We start from the raw sequence: 15,101 nt of genomic DNA, 5'->3' as shown, positions 1-15,101 counted from the left end.
TCTGCGACGAATCGACGAGGACTCTGACCGCATAGGTCTCCGCGCTGCGCCCTGATGGCTTCCGGCGATCGCATACTACTCGAACCCGCGCAGTTATTTCTCTATACGCCAAGCCGTTTATTAAACGCTATAGCGTGTGGCGAGATAGTCGTCAGGATGGTTCATCCTGATGAATGGCGAAGCGGGAAATTCTATCGGCCAAAAGGGTTCTGGCCCGCAATCTGCGGCGGCTGAGACTCGAACGGGCGCTGTCGCAGGATGACCTCGCGACCGAGGCCGGTCTTCGGCAGGCGCTCATTAGCGCGATCGAGGTTGGAACCGCAAATCCCACGCTGGAATCGCTGGACCGGTTGGCATCTGCGCTTGGGATCGATCTAGCCGCCCTCTTTGATCGAACGGCGCGCTAACTGATCACTGCCTTGGCGGTACTGCCGGCTATGCGTGCCTCCGCCGTGCACCGGCTGGGCTACTGGAATTAATGGCGAAGCCTGACGGAGCGTCCGCTTTCAATCGGACCGGCCGCGTCTGATAGATGCCGCCCGCTTCATGAAGGCAAGCGTCTGAGCTTTCGACGTCGTCTCATCGCTCGGCGCAGTCCGAGACGCCGGCTTTACTGGTTGCGCGGTTCGCTGCTTTGCCTTTGACGCGCGCTGGCTTTTGGTTCGCGCTACCGAGTTCTGGTCGCCGACGTGGTTCGTCGGCTTGCTCGGAATAACGTGGGTACGCTCCGCTTGGCCCATTCGAGGGGAGGCCCGACCGGCCGCGCGAGTTTTGCTGGAGGCCGGGGAGGCCGGCGACGCGGCATCCAACCGCTTGCGCCAGACGGTTGACGAGAGCGTCCCGACCGGGATTGCGCGGCCGTCACTGCCGTAGGCGCCAGCTACAAACAGCAGCCGGGACATGTCGCCCCACGTTAGGCCGCGGGCTTCCACGGCCTCGAACCAGTCAAGATGGTCGCTAACAAGCCGGGCCAGCTTCTTTCGACCGCCGCCGGGAAGCATCATGTCCTCGGCAATCGCTTTGGCACCAGCCTCGATTTGCTTGTTCGACAGCACCTGGACGACCCCTGTTACATCATGATTCACATAGGGACTCACTTCGACTTCTGCAAATCTATGCAAAATAATGCATCAATCTTGAATGGAAATGCAGAAGAAAGAAGAAATTTGCATAACTCGCACCTGTGCATCAATGGATGACACCCACATGGCAAGAACTATTTTGACGTTACAGCATTTGGTCGTTGCGGTCATCTGTCCGGCCTCATAGTGCGGATCATATGAGGCGCGGGCCTTAATGGCTGTCCGCTGATCTGGTCCCAATCATCGTTGACGGATTCGAAGTCCGTGCACAGGTTCGGGTTGTCCTGATCCTTGGTTTGTCGACCGGATTGGCCCCAATTTGCTCGTCGGTAAGGATCGGACCAAATCCGGGCATGTCACTCTCGTGTCCCGGTACGACCGCAGACATGCCGTATTTGGTGATGCCAAACAATTTTGCATCGGAATGATGCCAAGTGTGGCCTGTGGCGTCGTGAGGCGGCGCGGGCAATCGGCCGTTTTCCTTCGGTGTCTGCCAGTCCGGCTGTCCTTGTAGCGTTTCGCCGTGACAGGAGGCGCAATGCTCAACGTACAATTTCCGGCCAGCGCCGTGGTCTGCGCGATCCCGAACGAAAAGCCAAAAGGCCACCACAAGCAAGGGCGGTTAGCGCCGCCAACCCCGCAACACGGATCATGTCAGCGCCAAAACAAATATTTGATGAGGGCTGCGGTGGCGAGAATAAGCACTACGCCAAGCAACAGCCAAATGGCAGCCATGCCACATGCCTCTCACGCCATCATCACATGCGTCACCCTTCGTTAGAGTCGCACTCTTCGAAGGCGTAGTGAATTCGCTACGACGCTGACCGAAGACAGCGCCATCGCGGCGGCGGCTATAATTGGGGACAGGAGAATACCGAAAAACGGATAGAGCACTCCTGCCGCCACGGGCACGCCCAGCGCATTGTAGATGAAAGCGAAAAAAAGGTTCTGGCGAATATTGCGCATTACTACTTGAGAGAGCCGGCGTGCCCGAACAATGCCCGTTAGGTCTCCCTTGAGGAGCGTAACGCCGGCACTCTCCATGGCAACGTCCGTCCCGGTACCCATGGCTATGCCGACGTCTGACGCAGCGAGCGCAGGCGCATCGTTCACGCCGTCCCCCGCCATCGCCACCACCTTCCCCGCCGCCTTATAGCGCTGAATGACAGCGCTCTTCTGATGGGGAAGCACCTCGGCTTCCACATCGTCGATCCCCAACCGGCGAGCCACGGCCTTTGCGGTTGTCCAATTGTCGCCGGTTAACATGACTATGCGAATCCCCTCCGCCTTGAGGCCTCTGAGCGCCTCAGGCGTGCTCGATTTGACTGGATCGGCGATGGCGAGTGCTCCTGCCACGACGCCATCCACAGCCATGAAGATCGCCGTCGCGCCTTCTTTCCGAAGATCCTCCGCCTGAGCCGCGAGCGCTGCTACGTTCACGCCGAGCTCAGCAAGGAACTTGGCATTTCCAAGCGCGATGCTTTTACCCTCGACCTTGCCCAGCGCACCCTTGCCGGTTGGCGAGTCGAAATCCGTCACCTGTGCGGTCGAGATGCCCCGCTCTTCGGCAGCGCGAACGATGGCGACGGCTAGTGGATGTTCGCTCGCCCGCTCTACGCTTGCCGCAATCCGCAGCACCTCCGCCTCCGTGTAGTTCGGCGCCGGCACGATAGCTGTGACTGCGGGCTTGCCTTCCGTCAGAGTGCCTGTCTTGTCAACCACAAGGGTGTCGACCTTTTCCATGTGTTCTAGCGCTTCCGCGTTCTTGATCAGCACGCCTGATTGCGCTCCACGACCGACACCGACCATAATGGACATGGGGGTGGCAAGGCCGAGAGCACACGGACACGCAATGATGAGCACTGCAACCGCAGCGACCAATCCGTAGGAGAACTGCGGCGCGGGTCCCCAGATGGACCAAGCCGCGAATGCAAGCAGGGCAATCACGATCACGGCAGGCACGAACCATCCCGAGACTTTATCGGCCATGCGCTGGATCGGAGCACGGCTCCGTTGTGCCTGGGCGACGAGCTGCACGATCTGTGACAGCATCGTATCGCGCCCGACCTTTTTGGCTTCGATGATCAGTGCACCGGACTGATTCATCGTTCCGCCGATGACGTTGCCGCCGACTTCCTTCGTGACTGGCATGGACTCGCCGGTAACCATCGACTCGTCGACGGCGCTATGGCCTTCCAACACCACCCCGTCGACCGGCACCTTTTCGCCCGGGCGAACGCGCAGGCGATCGCCGACATGCACCTGATCGAGCTGCACCTCCTCTTCCAAACCGGCATTACTGATCCGGCGCGCGGTCTTAGGAGCGAGGTCGAGCAGCGCTCGGATCGCCCCCGAGGTTTGCTCCCGGGCCCGCAACTCGAGAACCTGCCCGAGCAGCACAAGCACCGTGATCACCGCGGCGGCTTCAAAATAGACTGCCACGGTGCCTTCTGCGCCGCGAAATGCTGGAGGGAAAATGTGGGGGGCAAACACCGCTACAACGCTGTAGAGCCACGCCATACCGACGCCGATGGCAATGAGCGTGAACATATTCAGATTGCGTGTGACAACCGATTGCCAACCGCGGACAAAGAAAGGCCAACCCGCCCACAACACCACCGGAGTGCCAAGGATAAGCTGCAGCCAGTTGGAAAAGGCTGGAGTGATGACACGGCGCAGATCAGGGAAGTGACCACCCATCTCGAGCGCGACAACGGGAATGGTGAGTGCAAGTCCGGTCCAGAATCTGCGCCTCATGTCGATCAGTTCGACATTAGGACCGGCTTCGGCGGTCACGATCTCAGGCTCGAGCGCCATCCCGCATATTGGGCAAACCCCGGGCCCTACTTGACGGATTTGCGGGTGCATTGGGCAGGTATAAATCGTACCTTCGGGTGCACCTTCCTTCGATCGTGTGTTGCCGGAAAGGTATCGCTGGGGATCGCCAACGAACTTTTTCTGGCAGCCGCTCGAACAGAAATGATATCGCTTGCCGTTGTGTTCCGCGCTGTGTTGAGACGTCCCGGGGTCGATGTACATCCCGCAGACGGGATCCGTTTCGGCGTCGCCTTGCTTGTGCGAACGCGGCTCGCGGTGCATGTGTTCCGTAGCGCCGGCCATGACTATCCTCCGTTCGAAAAAACTCAAGATTGTTCTCGACCTTCCAGCCGTCGCAAGGTCAAGAGCGTGTTGGATTTGCACTTAATGAACATAGATCGAGCAGCCGAGCGATCCGGCGTATCCGCAAAGATGATCCGTTACTATGAGTCCTTCGGTCTTATTCCGAAACCAAGCCGGCGAAGGAGCGGATGTCCGCCACGTTTCCAAAACGGGCTCACCAGCGAAGTAGCTTCTGGCCTAAAAGGGCGCCAGCGACCGTGCACAAGACGATCGTGCCTCCGTACCACACCGCAACAAAAGGCAAGGAATCATCGGTACAATGAAGCGCGTATGCTACTGCGCTGATCCCGCCAGCGACCAAGCCTGCGAGAGCTCCCGTTCTTGCCAGGTTCGTGGGGGCCGCCATTCGAACGGCCCACATGATCACTGCAAAAGGTACCACTGCGATAACGGGAATGGATAGCAGGCATTCGATCCAACGGTCTCCCATCAGCATATGGTCCCAATGGGAGGCGGGCGCAGAGATCAAACTTACACCGGCTAAAGCCATCACCGCTACGAAAGGGATCGTGGTGACAAATATCCACGAGCGCATCTCGCCGCCAGGCCGTGCGTGTTTGAGCAGATAGTGCGATCCGAGTAGAATCACCGCGACGCCAAAGCCGACCTTGAGAACCAAAAACCCGAAGGCGCTTGGGTTTCTCAAGTCACATCGGACGCCCAAAACAGCCAGGCCTGTGATCAACGCAAGGATTAAGCCGCCGACGATCGCAAGCTGAAGGTTTCGGCTTACCTTGCCGGTGTCGACGCGCTCGACATTCGTGCTGAGCACATCAATAAGTTCATCGGTTTTCATTTCGCTTTGTCCTGAGCGATGGCGGCACTTAATGCTTTAAGGCCGCGATGCACGTTTATCTTAACGGCCGACTCCGAGATTCCGCATCGAGCCGCGGCCTCGACCACGCTAAGACCTTCAATCTTCACGTAACGAATGGCCAACCGGACTTTTTCGGGCAGCTTCGCCAGCAACTTTGTCAGATCGAGACTGCTCTCCGTGGCCGCTCGATCGTCGGCCGCCATCACGTCCAACGCATCTTCGATCGGCACGTTCGCTTGCTTGGACCGACTATGACGAAGATGATCGATTAGTTTATACCGAGCGATAGCGTACACCCATGGCGTTAGAAGTTCAGCAGGATCATATGTGTCGCGCCGAGTGTGGATCGCCATCAAAGCTTCCTGAACCAGATCTTCGGCCTCTTCAGGGCCGCGGCCCGACCGGACGAGTTTGTTTCGATAGTACGCACGTAAGTGCCCGCTCAGCGCCGACAACAACGCGCGATGCGCCGCGGCGTCGCCGTTGAGGCCCGCGATCATCAAGGCCCGAAGTTCACGCTCCTTGGCATGCTCCGTGTTCATGAGTTCGTAGCTCGCTGGCTTCCGGTTACAGGGTGCGCCCTTTTTTTGGCCGCGGCGCTTGACTGCATCAACAAGTGCGGTGCAGGCGAAACCACGCCTGTGATCTGTAACCGATTTTCGTGCCGGACCGAACTCCTTCATTGAGACGCATTGAGCATCTCAAAAAAGGAGCCGGGTCATGAAATGGAAACTTACGCTTGCAGGGTCAATTATCCTCCTCGCTGCGTCGTTGGGACAAGCGGCAGCAGGTCCAACAATTACCGACAAGCGCTATTGGCCGAACGAAGTCGGGCCTTCTGCCTATCAGCAGGGCGGTCCCTACGCAGCCGCAAATCAAGTGCCGCCACGCAGAACCTCGCAACGAGCCCCTCGTGAAAAGAGCTGCACCTACCAGGGTGGTCCAAAAAGCAATCTGTGGACCTGCCGCTAGTTGCGGGCCGCAGTTCACGGATCCGTGAACCTGTAACCGCTCTTGCGGCACCGCCGAATTCACCGTTATGGCCCTGCCGGGAACCTTGGCAGTGGCAGGAGGACTGACATGACGACACTTCCGGTGCCCAGGCGTCCGGCGTTCAATGGAGCCGCGTGTTCCTCGACGTTCCGGCTGTGGTGGCAAAAGCCCATCGTCTGGGTCGGTCTCGCAGCGCTGATAGTCCTGGGCCTCGTGCTCAATTGGCACTGGCTCGTCGCGGCAGGTGCCCTGCCGATCCTGTTTGGCGTCTTGCCTTGTCTCGCGATGTGCGCGCTGCACCTTTGTTCCATGGGCAAGGGGAATAACTCGAGCCCGCCCTCGCAGCCCAACAGCCAGCCATAAACGCTTCAAAAAGAAGGAGAGTTCACATGAGAAAACTTCTTGCCGCCTCTCTCGTATTCGCCACGCTCGGCAGCGGAGTAACGTCCATGGCGCTGGCCCAAGACGCTCGACCGGCACAACCTGCGGCACCCGCCCAACCGGCGGCGCCTGGGGATCACGGAATGATGATGGGCGGCGACATGTCCGCGATGATGGGCCGCATGACCAAGATGATGGATGCCTGTGAAAAGATGATGCAGAGCACCGATCGCCAGGACCGAAAGGGACGACGATAGCCCGTCTGCAGCCGGTCTGCAGCCTTTTTGAATGCGGCTTGTAACCGGACCGCCGCCCTACACGAACTACCCTATTGTGAGAGCTCGGCTGCCTCGGCGGCCCGTAGATATCTTGAGGCTAGCCTGGCAATGATGAAATCCCACATAGTGTCGTTCTGCGCGACCGTTGCTCTGGCGACGGTCATATCCGCCCAGAATGTTTCCGCGTCGCCCCAAGACTATGAATTTCAACTCGTTCAAGACGCGCTGCCGCTGGCGCAGGACACAATTATTTCCGTGCGGCTGATGCACAAGCCGACCGGCAAGCCTGTGGGCGACGCTGTTATCTTCGCTACCCGACTGGATATGGCCCCGGATGGCATGCCGACCATGATGGCTGATCTAGAGGCGCTGCCATCGGAAGAGACCGGTATTTACCGATATCGGACTACCTTGGGAATGGAGGGAAGCTGGCGCCTTTCTCTCGCAGCGAAGGTCCAAGGAGAGAAGGATACCGTTCAAAGCCGCCTCGTTTTGAAGGCCAAGAACTGATGGATCAGATAACATCTCTCGATGCCTATGAAAGTGTTAAGAAACGGCACACGAGCGTGGGCAGATCGCCATTGAAACGCATCTTTTTGATTCTCTTTTTTGCCTTCCTGATGCTCGGTGTCCTGGCGGTCGGGTTTCGATTAGGACGTAGCGAAGGGGCTTTCCCCGGATGGGTGCCTTCGCAACTAACGGCTGTGCTCGGTGGGGGTCAAGCTGTCCGTGCCCCCGCCGGTTCCGTGATTTACTACCGCGATCCCGACGGAAAACCTTCCTACTCCGCGCAACCCAAGAAAACGGCGGATGGTCGCGAATTTGTGCCGGTTCTCGCCAGCGAGGACGTGACGTTCGATGATCCGCCGGCGACGCAAACGGCTGCCGCGACCGGGGAGAAGCGAATTCTCTATTACCGCAATCCAATGGGATTGCCGGACACATCACCCGTCCCGAAAAAAGATTCCATGGGGATGGACTATCTGCCCGTTTATGAGGGGGAGGAGCAGGACAGTTCCACTGTCAAGGTTTCCCCTGGGCGGCTGCAACGCACCGGAGTGCGCTCTGAACCGGTAGAACGGCGGGTCTTGACCCGAACTCTCCGAGTGCCCGGCACGATTCAACTCGATGAACGCCGCATCGCGGTTGTCGCCACTCGCTCGGATGCCTTCATCGATCGCGTGGAGAATGTCACCACTGGCGACATGGTGCGAACGGGTCAGCCACTTCTTCAGCTTTATTCGCCGGACATTGTTGCCGCCGGCGCACAGCTTGTGGCGGCCCCTGACTTCGAAGGGTCTCGTCGACGCCTCGAAAATCTCAATGTACCGGCCGACGTGATTGCCGAAATCGAGCGCACCAGAAAAGTACCTCTTTCGATTACGTGGTCTGCTCCAAGCAATGGCCTGGTTTTGGAGCGCGACGCCGTCCCCGGTATGAAAGCTCCCGCCGGTCAGGTGTTGTTTCGCATTGCAGATCACTCGGTGGTCTGGGCGCTGGCGGACGTCCCTGAGCGAGAACTCGCTCTGGTCGCAGAAGGACAATCAGCCGCTGTCCGGGTTCGTGGCTATCCCGATCGTGTGTTCACAGGAAAAGTCTCCCGTATCTATCCACGCATCAACACCGAAACACGCACGGCGCGTCTACGTGTCGAGCTCGCGAACCCTGACGGCCTCCTGCGACCGGACATGTATGCAGACATGGAGCTCACGACGGGTGGTGGCGCCGCAGTCTTAGCTGTGCCCGAGAGCGCGGTGATCGATAGTGGCACACGCCAAGTCGTTATCATCGACAAGGGGGAAGGACGGTTTGAGCCCCGGCCGGTGAAGGTCGGAATCCGCGGCAACGGATTTGCGGAGATTCGAGAGGGCGTATCCGAGACCGAGCGGGTCGTCACCGCGGCCAATTTCCTGATTGATGCGGAAAGCAATCTCAAGGCGGCATTAAGCGGGTTGTCTTCGGGAGATGCGCCCAAATGATCGCCCGGCTGATCGCCTGGTCGGCGCATAATCTGCTGCTCGTTTTCGTCGGTACCGTCTTTGCCGTAGCGGCGGGCGTGTATGCAATTCGCACTCTGCCACTGGACGCTATTCCGGATCTCTCCGACGTTCAGGTGATCGTCTACACGGAATACCCCGGACAAGCGCCGCAGGTCATAGAAGATCAAGTGACCTATCCGCTGACGACCGCCATGCTGACCGTGCCGAAGTCAAAGGTCGTGCGGGGGTTCTCGTTCTTTGGCGTGTCCTTCGTCTATGTGATTTTCGAAGATGGCACCGACCCCTATTGGGCGAGGAGTCGCGTGCTGGAGTACTTGAACGCAGCAACGCGCAGGCTCCCGGCCGGCGTAACACCTAGTCTAGGGCCGGACGCCACCGGCGTCGGTTGGGTCTATCAATACGCCATCCTCGCCAAAGATATGAACCTGGCCGAACTGCGTTCCCTGCAGGACTGGACGATCCGCTATGGCATTTCGAAGGCCGAAGGCGTGGCGGAGGTGGCTAGCGTCGGTGGGTTCGTCAAGCAATACAATGTTGTGGTCGATCCTCGACGACTCCGGTCGCAGGGCATTTCCCTTCAAACGCTCCGGGACGCTATTCGCGCCAGCAACATCGACGTCGGCGGGCGGACAGTCGAGCTATCGGAATTTGAGTTTGTTGTGCGCGGCAGAGGCTATCTGCGAAGCATTGAGGACATTGAAAATATTGTTCTAAAGACCAGCGCGGGCACGCCGCTTCGGCTGCGCGATATCGCAAGCGTTGAACTGGGGCCGGACGAGCGCCGGGGCATTACAGAACTCAATGGCGACGGAGAGGTCGCGAGCGGTATCGCGCTTCAGCGATTTGGAGCTAACGCCCTCACAGTTATCGACAATGTAAAGGCGCGCCTGTCGGAGATTGCCTCGAGCCTCCCAAAAGGCGTTGAAATCGTACCTGTTTATGATCGTTCGGAGTTAATTAAGGCGGCGATTGAAACTCTCAAGACCACCCTGATCGAGGAAAGCATTATCGTCGCCCTGGTGTGCATCGTATTTCTGCTTCACTTGCGCAGTGCCTTGGTTGCCATCCTTATGCTGCCCGTTGGCATCTTGATTGCGTTTGCAGGAATGAAATACATCGGCCTCGGCTCGAACATCATGAGCCTTGGCGGTATTGCCATCGCTGTCGGAGCGATGATCGATGCCGCGATCGTCATGATCGAAAATGCCCACAAGCATCTCGAACGAGCAAAGCCCGGCAAGCCTCGAATACGAATCCTCGTCGACGCGGCCGCTGAGGTAGGCCCAGCGCTGTTTTTCAGCCTGCTCGTGATTACCGTCTCCTTCCTCCCGATCTTTACGCTGGAGTCGCAGGAAGGTCGGCTATTTGGACCCCTGGCGTTTACTAAAACATTCGCCATGGGCGCGGCCGCCTTCCTTTCTATCACGTTGGTCCCCGCTCTAATGGTGATCTTCGTCCGGGGCCGGATCATTCCTGAACATAAAAACCCGGTGAACCGCTTTCTCATCTGGATCTATCGCCCTGTCATTCGCGGCGTTCTACGAGCAAAGGGAGTGACGATCCTCCTCGCACTGGTGGCTCTAGCGATTTCGATCGTGCCTGCGCGTCAACTCGGCAGCGAGTTCATGCCGACGCTGAACGAAGGCACCTTGATGTATATGCCCACGACACTACCGGGTATATCGGTCACCAAGGCTGCAGAACTGTTGCAAATGCAGGATCGGATCATCAAGGCATTCCCTGAGGTTGCATCGGTCTACGGAAAAGCAGGACGGGCAAACACAGCAACCGATCCGGCCCCAACTGAAATGTTCGAGACCATCATTAACTTGAAGCCGAAGTCGGAGTGGAGGCCAGGTGTCACGATCGACAGTTTGCGGGCAGAAATGGACAAGGCGCTTCAATTTCCGGGCGTATCGAATGCGTGGACCATGCCAATACGGGCACGGATCGACATGCTCTCTACCGGCATCCGCACGCCGGTCGGAATCAAGGTATACGGTACCGACCTGGCGGAAATGGACAGGTTAGCGCGACAGGTTGAAGCCGTTGTTAGAAACGTGGCCGGCACTTCAAGTGCTTACGCCGAACGCGTGATCGGGGGCTATTACTTGGAAGTGGTTCCCGATCGCATCGCGCTCGGGCGCTACGGCCTGATGGTTGCGGACCTGCAAAACGTGATATCGACCGCGCTCGGCGGCGAGGCCGTAACGACTACTGTCGAAGGTCGCGAGCGATACACGGTTAATGTACGTTACCCACGCGAGCTTCGATCGAGCCCGCAGGCCATTGCGACCGATGTGCAGGTTCCGTTGGCCTCTGGCGGAAGCGTGCCGCTCGGTGAGGTAGCCAGCGTTAAACTCACGCGCGGTGCCACGTCAATTCGGACTGAAAACGGCCAGCTTGCGGTTTACATTTTTGTCGACATCACCGGTCGCGATCTTGGCGGATACGTCGCAGATGCGCGCGAGGCCGTGGCAAAGGAGGTCAAATTCCCACCCGGATATTACGTTTCCTGGAGCGGCCAGTTCGAATACATGGAGAGAGCGGAGGCTCGTCTGAAAATCGTCGTGCCGATCACCCTGCTCATCATCTTCCTGCTGCTCTATCTCAACTTCCGCAAGCTTGCTGAAACACTCATCGTGATGCTTTCGTTGCCATTTTCACTTGTCGGCGGAGTTTGGCTGATGTGGTGGCTGGGCTTCAACATGAGCGTGGCAGTGGCGGTCGGCTTCATAGCGCTTGCTGGCGTGGCGGCCGAGACAGGCGTTGTGATGCTGATCTATCTCGAACAGGCGCTTGATGAGCTGAAAGCTGAATGCGCGGCTGCCGGACGTCCATTTACAAGAAACGATCTCTATCAAGCCATTATGCTGGGAGCGGTGGACAGAGTTCGGCCGAAGATGATGACCGTGGTTGCCATCATGGCTGGTCTGGTGCCGATCTTGTGGAGTAGTGGGGCCGGCTCCGAAGTTATGCAGCGGATTGCAGTGCCGATGATCGGTGGAATGATCTCGTCCACGATACTGACGCTCGTGGTCATCCCCGCAATCTATGCGATCATCAAAGGCTACCGGTTGCCGACATCGCATTCAGAACCGGATCACAGCACTGTTTCTGGGCCCCCACAGACTGCTCGGCACATAGCCCCCGAGGTGGCGAAGTGAAGTCGTGTTTTGAATACCCAACGGCGCGGAGCCGTGCAGGGACCTATCCCTCAGCTGACCAAATTGCAGGCGAGGTCAGCGTGAGGTCATCGTCTCTCGTCCTGCAATCACAGGAGAAGAGATCCATGTTGTCCCGTAGTTCTCTCAAACCCCAGCGCTCTTTCGTTGCCGCGGCGCTGCTTGCCGGGCTTATCGGGTTTGTTGGCTCGATCGGCCATGCGCAGGCGCAATCGATGAACAGCATGCCAGGCATGGGAAAGACTGACCAAAAGGCTGAGCAAAAGACCGCATCGAGCACCGGCACCGTCACCGCACTTAATGCGGCTGGCAAGAAAATCACGCTCGATCATGCTCCGATCGCCGCAGTCAATTGGCCGGCAATGAAGATGGAGTTTCCGACGGCGGCTTCAGTCGATCTTTCGAAGGTGAAGGTCGGGGACAAGGTCCGGTTTACGGTGACGGGATCGGGCAACAACTACACGGTCCAATCGGTCAGTCCCGGGCAATAACAGCGGCTTCCGGCCCAGGTGGTGCAAGCTCCCCAATCCTGACGGAGATGCACCGCCTGCCGGGACCAAAGCGTACCTGTAGGCCTCATGCTAACGCATAGCAAAGCCGGCCTCTTTATCGGCCAGTCCCGCCGCAACGGGCCGGTGATGGACTCTTGGGATTTAAAGAAATGGCGCAGGCTTTTGCGAGTATCGCAATTTGGTGCTGCGGGATTACTCGGTGTGAGCCGTGGCACCATCCAACATTGGGAGAGCGGACGTAACCCGATCCCAAGGACGACCGAACTAGCGTGTAGAGAACTTGCACGCATTTGGAGGCAACGTGATGAGTTTGGTCCTGTGACTCTGGTCTATTCAGATGACGTTGACTGGTATCGGCCGGAAGGCATTTGCGGCGTTCTGCTTCAAAGCGAGTGTCATCCCACGAACCAAGCGGCGATCCTGCGCGCATGTGCGCTGCGGGAAGTTCAGGACTTTCGGAGCGGATTTATCGTCGACTCTGATGGTGAGATCGTATGGTCCAATCTTGAACTGACAAAAGAGTGCGAGCGCGGACTCACCGATCTCGCGCTCAGAGCTTAGGACGAGTGAGTGGGAATGGCGTATTCGAAATCATCTCCATCGATTACACGTCGGGATGTTCTCCGTAGGGGAGCAGGTCTTGCTCTACTGGCGAGCAGTTCAAGGCTAGCCGAAGCCGCCCCTGATATACGAACTCTCAAATTACTCGTCCGTCCGACCACTTGGGACCTTGGTACCCGATCTCGCGCTTTTACTACAGACGTGTGGGCGTACGACGGGACCATTCCCGGGCCGCAAATACGAGTCCGGCAGGGAGTGCCGGTGCGAATCTTGGTGGAGAATCGCTTGGCCGAAGGTACGACCGTTCATTGGCACGGTATCCGGCTTCCGATTTCGATGGATGGAGTGCCCGGGCTGACTCAAGCGCCCATCGCACCCGGCGAGACATTCACTTATGAATTTACGCCGCCCGACGCTGGCACGTTTTGGTACCACCCCCATGCAAATACGCTACAACAACTCGGACGAGGTCTTGCCGGTGCGCTGATTGTCGAAGAGCCGGAAACGCCCGGGATCGAGCGCGACGTTGCGTGGGTGATTTCCGATTGGCGGCTGACGTCGGAGGGTCAACTCGTTGGTGGCTTCGGCAACGCAATGGAAGCTGCAATGTCCGGTCGGGTGGGCAACACGGTCACCGTCAATGGCGCCCTTCACACGAAAGAGCGTGTTCAAGCGGGAGAACGCTTACGGCTCCGCCTGATCAACGCTGCTCTCGCTCGGATCATGGCCCTGCGTTTTGAAGGGCACAGGCCAATCATCATCGCGGTGGATGGACAACCGTGCGAACCTCACGAACCGGAAAACGGTCGCGTTCTGCTGGGACCTGCAATGCGAGCCGACGTTCTTCTCGAGTTGAATGGTGAACCTGGGCGGGCGTACGAAGTGATCGACGATTTCTACCAAGGTCTGAGCTATGCCGTCGCGGTCCTCTCCTACGGCGACGAGTATACGCCCAGAAAGAGTCCAAACGCACTTGTTCCCTTGCCGCGCAATCCGCTCGCCGAACCAGACCTCGGCCGGGCCGAAACACATGTCCTGAAGCTGCAGGGTGGCATGATGGGTGGTGGCAACATGGCCGGAATGGGCGGCATGCATGGGATGTCCCACGGGGCGACTTGGGCCATCAACGGAACGTCGATGACGGGTGATGGACATGAGGGCATGCCGCCTTCACTTACGCTGCAGCGAGGACAACCATACGTTCTGAGGCTGCAAAACGAAACCGCGTGGTGGCATCCGATGCATCTCCACGGCCACAGCTTTCGTATTCTGTCTCGAAATGGCGCGGCAGTCCCATACCGTCAGTGGGCGGATACTGTACTTCTGGAGCCTCGCGACACTGTCGATGTGGCTTTCGTCGCGGACAACCCTGGTGACTGGATGTTCCACTGCCACGTCACTGATCACCAAGTCGCGGGGATGATGACATTGCTGCGAGTCGCGTAGCGCGTTTAGCAAAGGAGAATCCCATGCAACGGCGCACGTTCTGTGTCGGTTTGATCTCAATCTTAGCCGCGACACCGATTCGCGCGGCGGACGCGCCGCGTGCGGTGCTCTACAAAAATCCTCAATGTAGTTGTTGCGAAGGTTACGCCGCGTATCTTCGACGAAATGGATTCATAGTCGACGTCAAAGCGACCAACGACCTGAGTGAAATCAGTCGCAAGGCAGGCGTCCCTGATAATCTGCAAGGCTGCCACACGATGTTCATCGAGGGATACGTGGTAGATGGGCATGTCCCGATAAGCATCGTGCGGAAGATGCTTTCGGAGCGGCCGGCAATCGCCGGTATTACACTTCCGGGCATGCCTGAGGGCTCCCCGGGGATGACGGGACGCAAGAGCGGAGCGTTCACGGTTTACGCGGTCTTCAAAGACAGCTCACAACCCAAAATCTATGCGGTCGAATGATGTCGGTCCATTTCCGTGCTGCACGAGCCGTCTGCGCCGGGACGGCTCTCCTGTTCCTTTGGAGCAGCGGCTCACGCAGTCAAGAATTTCGCGCGGCCTCGCTGGTTGTTGGAAGCCCCGTGGGCTCGCGCAACACCGCGTGCCGCGATAGTCGGAGGTGGATATCCAACGATCAGCAATGTCGGGACCACCTAATCTAATA

Annotated in this window: 15 protein-coding genes and 1 pseudogene; 11 read left to right on the top strand and 5 right to left on the bottom strand. The window is 58.3% G+C overall.

What is annotated here, in order from left to right; all coding sequences use genetic code 11:
* The first annotated feature begins 173 nt into the window (after positions 1-173).
* Positions 174-407 (top strand): helix-turn-helix domain-containing protein, encoded by a 234-nt coding sequence (locus BN32_RS13945; protein ID WP_019199723.1) that lies wholly within the window; start codon positions 174-176, stop codon positions 405-407.
* 99 nt (positions 408-506) lie between these two features.
* On the opposite strand, the gene BN32_RS13940 is transcribed toward BN32_RS13945, so the two are convergent.
* The 3 genes from BN32_RS13940 to BN32_RS13935 all read right to left on the bottom strand — a co-directional run bounded on the left by BN32_RS13940 (position 507) and on the right by BN32_RS13935 (position 4,181).
* Entirely contained in the window at positions 507-1,085 is a 579-nt protein-coding gene (locus BN32_RS13940) for a hypothetical protein (protein ID WP_040426687.1), read from the bottom strand.
* A gap of 208 nt (positions 1,086-1,293) precedes the next feature.
* Positions 1,294-1,689 carry a c-type cytochrome gene (locus BN32_RS28135; RefSeq protein WP_347335102.1) on the bottom strand — a complete coding sequence of 132 codons (396 nt, stop codon included), beginning with the start codon at positions 1,687-1,689 and terminating at the stop codon, positions 1,294-1,296.
* Positions 1,690-1,859: 170 nt separating this feature from the next.
* Positions 1,860-4,181: a heavy metal translocating P-type ATPase gene (locus tag BN32_RS13935; protein WP_051488532.1), complete on the bottom strand. Its 2,322-nt coding sequence runs from the start codon at positions 4,179-4,181 to the stop codon at positions 1,860-1,862.
* Positions 4,182-4,286: 105 nt separating this feature from the next.
* Between BN32_RS13935 and BN32_RS26210 the strand changes: the two are divergent.
* Positions 4,287-4,391 (top strand): annotated as a pseudogene (locus BN32_RS26210) (MerR family DNA-binding transcriptional regulator); the annotation flags it as partial.
* 25 nt (positions 4,392-4,416) lie between these two features.
* Here the strand turns inward: BN32_RS26210 and BN32_RS13930 are convergent.
* A complete protein-coding gene (locus BN32_RS13930) occupies positions 4,417-5,058 on the bottom strand; it encodes an NrsF family protein (protein ID WP_019199726.1) in 642 nt (213 codons plus the stop codon).
* Positions 5,055-5,621 carry a sigma-70 family RNA polymerase sigma factor gene (locus tag BN32_RS13925; RefSeq protein WP_040426683.1) on the bottom strand — a complete coding sequence of 189 codons (567 nt, stop codon included), beginning with the start codon at positions 5,619-5,621 and terminating at the stop codon, positions 5,055-5,057. The genes BN32_RS13930 and BN32_RS13925 overlap by 4 nt, the downstream gene beginning before the upstream one ends.
* Positions 5,622-6,159: 538 nt before the next feature.
* On the opposite strand from BN32_RS13925, the gene BN32_RS13920 reads away from it, so the two are divergent.
* The 9 genes from BN32_RS13920 to BN32_RS13880 all read left to right on the top strand — a co-directional run bounded on the left by BN32_RS13920 (position 6,160) and on the right by BN32_RS13880 (position 14,899).
* A complete protein-coding gene (locus BN32_RS13920) occupies positions 6,160-6,435 on the top strand; it encodes a hypothetical protein (protein WP_019199728.1) in 276 nt (91 codons plus the stop codon).
* Between the two features lie 26 nt (positions 6,436-6,461).
* Positions 6,462-6,710, top strand: coding sequence for a hypothetical protein (locus tag BN32_RS13915; RefSeq protein ID WP_040426548.1), 249 nt, complete (start codon positions 6,462-6,464; stop codon positions 6,708-6,710).
* Between the two features lie 129 nt (positions 6,711-6,839).
* A complete protein-coding gene (locus BN32_RS13910; RefSeq protein WP_019199730.1) occupies positions 6,840-7,241 on the top strand; it encodes a FixH family protein in 402 nt (133 codons plus the stop codon).
* A complete protein-coding gene (locus BN32_RS13905; protein WP_040426547.1) occupies positions 7,241-8,710 on the top strand; it encodes an efflux RND transporter periplasmic adaptor subunit in 1,470 nt (489 codons plus the stop codon). Before BN32_RS13910 ends, BN32_RS13905 begins: the two co-directional genes overlap by 1 nt.
* Entirely contained in the window at positions 8,707-11,898 is a 3,192-nt protein-coding gene (locus BN32_RS13900) for an efflux RND transporter permease subunit (protein ID WP_019199732.1), read from the top strand. Before BN32_RS13905 ends, BN32_RS13900 begins: the two co-directional genes overlap by 4 nt.
* 125 nt (positions 11,899-12,023) lie before the next feature.
* Positions 12,024-12,407: a copper-binding protein gene (locus tag BN32_RS13895; RefSeq protein WP_019199733.1), complete on the top strand. Its 384-nt coding sequence runs from the start codon at positions 12,024-12,026 to the stop codon at positions 12,405-12,407.
* 87 nt (positions 12,408-12,494) lie between these two features.
* Complete coding sequence (locus BN32_RS26825) at positions 12,495-12,989, top strand: helix-turn-helix domain-containing protein (protein ID WP_019199734.1); 495 nt, start codon at positions 12,495-12,497, stop codon at positions 12,987-12,989.
* Between the two features lie 15 nt (positions 12,990-13,004).
* The gene (locus tag BN32_RS13885; protein ID WP_040426544.1) at positions 13,005-14,435 is read left to right on the top strand and encodes a multicopper oxidase family protein; all 1,431 of its coding nucleotides are present in this window, start codon (positions 13,005-13,007) and stop codon (positions 14,433-14,435) included.
* Positions 14,436-14,458: 23 nt separating this feature from the next.
* On the top strand, positions 14,459-14,899 hold the full coding sequence (locus BN32_RS13880) for a DUF411 domain-containing protein (protein WP_019199736.1): 441 nt from the start codon (positions 14,459-14,461) through the stop codon (positions 14,897-14,899).
* Positions 14,900-15,101 lie beyond the last annotated feature (202 nt).

It is taken from the genome of Afipia birgiae 34632 (assembly GCF_000308295.2).
Classification (GTDB): Bacteria; Pseudomonadota; Alphaproteobacteria; order Rhizobiales; family Xanthobacteraceae; genus Afipia; species Afipia birgiae.
The sequence above is the reverse complement of the archived record's forward strand: the minus strand, read 5'-3'. Positions and strand labels throughout refer to the sequence as shown.